We start from the raw sequence: 1039 nt of genomic DNA on the forward strand, positions 1-1039 counted from the left end.
ATCGAAAGCGTATTTTTTCACCAAGAAGACAGTTTTTTATACAAGTGACAAGCGACTGATGAAAAAAGACTTTTCTTTTGAAATCAATGTGGCATATTAACTGAGTCCTATCGATGCGCGGGCATCGTATAATGGCTATTACCTCAGCCTTCCAAGCTGATGATGCGGGTTCGATTCCCGCTGCCCGCTCCAATATCTACTCCCAAAAAATTCTTTTCTAAGTTACTCAGTTGAATCCGAAGGCGGAGCAAACAAACAGCGCCAACGTTGTTGCCACGTTAAATTTGGTCGACGTACCTCGTTGAACATATCTTTCCATTCTGCAAACGTCACCTTAATTGGGTTGAAGCTGTTTACCGGTTTAGAAATGCCATAACGAACCGTTTCTATTTCTGGTTCAAAAGTGCCAAACATTCGATCCCAGATAATCAAAACACCTGCGTAATTTTTATCAATATATTGACGATTGATCCCGTGATGCACTCTGTGGTGAGACGGCGTGTTGAATACCCACTCCAGTGGGCCAAGTGAACGAATCGACTGCGTGTGCACAAAGAACTGCAAACCTAGATTCAACAACACCACGAATACAACCCATTTAGGGTCAAAGCCAATAATGACCAAAGGTAGCCAGAACAGCCACATCCCCGCCAATGGGTACATCAAGCTTTGGCGAAACGCCGTACTAAAATTCATTCTTTCTGAACTGTGATGCACTACATGTGCCGCCCACATCCAACGAATACGATGGCTAGCACGGTGGAACCAGTAATAGAAAAAGTCTTGCAGCAACATAAGAAGCAAGAAGGCCGATACACTCATTTCGATATCAAATAATCGCCAATCAAACATCCACAAGTAGAAATGCGCAATCAGCAACCCCGTTAAAATATCAGCAGCTTGATGTAATCCTGCCAACACAAAGTTACACGCCACTTCCGGCAGATAATATTGTGCGCTGTCAGGCAGTTTACCTCGACGCTGTCCCAAACCGTATTCCGCGGCGATGCAGAGAAAAAAGATAGGAGCCAAAGCCATA

Annotated in this window: 1 protein-coding gene and 1 tRNA gene; one reads left to right on the forward strand and one right to left on the reverse strand. The window is 44.2% G+C overall.

Going from position 1 to position 1039, the window contains the following annotated elements; all coding sequences use genetic code 11:
- The first annotated feature begins 117 nt into the window (after positions 1-117).
- Positions 118-192, forward strand: a tRNA-Gly gene (locus R7Q38_RS24830).
- A gap of 30 nt (positions 193-222) precedes the next feature.
- Here the strand turns inward: R7Q38_RS24830 and R7Q38_RS24835 are convergent.
- Complete coding sequence (locus R7Q38_RS24835; RefSeq protein ID WP_318114730.1) at positions 223-1038, reverse strand: sterol desaturase family protein; 816 nt, start codon at positions 1036-1038, stop codon at positions 223-225.
- Position 1039 lies beyond the last annotated feature (1 nt).

This window comes from Vibrio sp. Vb0598, from assembly GCF_033338935.1.
Lineage (GTDB): Bacteria > Pseudomonadota > Gammaproteobacteria > Enterobacterales > Vibrionaceae > Vibrio > Vibrio alginolyticus.

Bases quoted from the DNA above. Each gene is read 5' to 3' on its own strand.
- R7Q38_RS24835 (WP_318114730.1), bottom strand. From the start codon at position 1,038: ATGGCTTTGGCTCCTATCTTTTTTCTCTGCATCGCCGCGGAATACGGT.